Origin of the sequence: Clostridium sp. AM43-3BH (genome assembly GCF_003479985.1) — a bacterium.
GTDB classification, from domain to species: domain Bacteria; phylum Bacillota; class Clostridia; order Lachnospirales; family Lachnospiraceae; genus Otoolea; species Otoolea fessa.
The window spans coordinates 64808-66666 of sequence record NZ_QUIH01000011.1 but is presented as its reverse complement, the minus strand read 5'-3'; the positions used below and the strand labels follow the sequence as shown (position 1 = coordinate 66666).

Sequence of the window (1859 nt, the reverse complement as noted above, 5' to 3'; positions counted from 1 at the left end):
TACTTCATCAGCAGATTGGGAAGAAGTGTCGCTTCCTCCGCCGCCTTTTGTGCAAGCAGTTCTTTTCGTTTTTCTCCCAGCTCGGTAATCCAGCCTTTGAGGTTTTGAATGAGCTGCCGGATAGACTTCATCAGGCGGTTGGCGGCTCTGATGTCCCGGTTCAGGTTGCCGATGTTCGTCTGGATACCCCGCTTTTCCATCTGCCGGACAGCAGCTCCCTCATGGACAGTAGGGATAATATCAAGCCCCTGTCTGGCATAAGAACGCAAGTCCACACGCTCTGGGCGGTCATTGGCTTCCAGATAGCGGTTCTGGATGACCTCCCATTCATGCCGCCAGATTTCGCAATACTTCTGGTCGTTCCAATCCACCGTATCCTCCTTGTGGCTTTTCCATCTGCCGGACGGAAGTTTTATCCGTTCCCCGTTTTCGTCAAGGTCATAAACCTTGCGGCTCTTGGGAAGCCATTTTCCATGTTCGTCCATTGCCCTCATAGTGAGCATGACATGGGCGTGGGGATTGTGTCCCGGCGGATGGGGGGCATGGATTGCAAAATCAGCAATCATGCCTTTGGAAACAAACTGCTGCTCACAAAACTCCCGGACAAGGACAGCATACTGGTCGGGTGGTATCTCTCTTGGGATGGTAAGCACCCACCTCCTTGCAAGCTGGGAGTTCCATTGTTTTTCCACAGCTTCGGCGGCGTTCCATAAGGTATTACGGTCTGCATACTCCGGCGGGGCATTTGCTGGGAGCAGAATCTCATTGTGGACGATACCACGCTTTTCCGGGTAGTGCTTCACTTGCTGGTCGTATTCACAGAACAGCTTTTCGCCACTCTGGTAAGCAGCGGCGGCAACCGCAGACTGCCGCTGACTGCGCTGAACAATCGTGATTTCGTTGTGTGGACAGGGCATTTCGTGTCCCTCCTTTCGCTAATTGGTGGACGGGGTGGCGTTTTACCACCTCATTTTGGGCAGAAAAAAAGCAGGAAACCTTTCTTTCAGATTTCCTGCTCGGTGTGCCGCTGTGTGGGCGGCGGGTATTTAGTTGTAAAAGTTCGGGACAAGTTGACCCGATGTGAAGCTGACGAACTGGAATTTATTTGTTGTTATTTTCTATCAATCCCCAAAACATCATAGTATTCATCACTATACTCAATGCCACTATTGTCAAAGCGAGATTGCAGTTCTTTTACATAGTCATAAGGGTTATCAATAGGGGAAATTTCTAATTCTGTTTCAAGATAACTTAATGTCGCTTTCTGTTCCTCTGTGCGGATTGCTTCTTCCTCTTTGAGGTGTTTTTCAAATTTGTCTTTGTCCATCCAAATAATCTGCTCAATAGGATTAGTAGAACCACAAGCAAGAATAAGTCTCATAAAATCCTCAAAGGTTCTTGCCAGTGGATAAACAAAAACATCTGCACAAGTATCAGGATTGCAGGCAAAAACCATTTCCCCATACGGCTCAATAAAGCAATACATAATACTTCCTTCAAAACCTATTGCCTTTGCATTGGTCGGATAGCAGAAGTAAGAATAAATATCTTCAACTTGTTCAAGACAAATCAAAGAGCCATTTATATTCAGTTCTTTGTATTGGTCAAAAAGTGTTTCCATTTTATCACACTCCTTTACAACTTCTAATTTTTCAGTTCTACAAGTTGGAAGTTGTCGCTATGAAATTTCTTTTTCATCATCTCTTGGTGGTCGGACATAACATAACATTTCTTTTTCACAAGCACCAAATTTTGAGAAATTGGATTTCGCTTCTTTTAGCGTTATTCCATGATTAGAGTCGCTTGGTTCGTTATCAGAAGCAATGAACGGGTCATTCTCCCAAAAACAAACGGGGCAA

General features: G+C 45.6%; 3 protein-coding genes. All 3 read right to left on the bottom strand.

Translation table 11 applies throughout. The annotated features are described in order from the left end of the window. Nucleotides 1–917, bottom strand: a 917-nt coding sequence (mobQ, locus tag DW931_RS15095; protein WP_147353636.1) for a MobQ family relaxase, incomplete at its 3' end; no start/stop codon positions are given. A 194-nt stretch (nt 918–1111) separates the two neighbouring features. After that, nucleotides 1112–1621, bottom strand: a complete 510-nt coding sequence (locus DW931_RS15085; RefSeq protein WP_006873177.1) for a hypothetical protein — start codon at nt 1619–1621, stop codon at nt 1112–1114. Between the two features lie 57 nt (nt 1622–1678). After that, the coding region (locus tag DW931_RS15080) for a CPCC family cysteine-rich protein (protein ID WP_118627006.1) at nt 1679–1859 on the bottom strand (181 nt) is incomplete at its 5' end.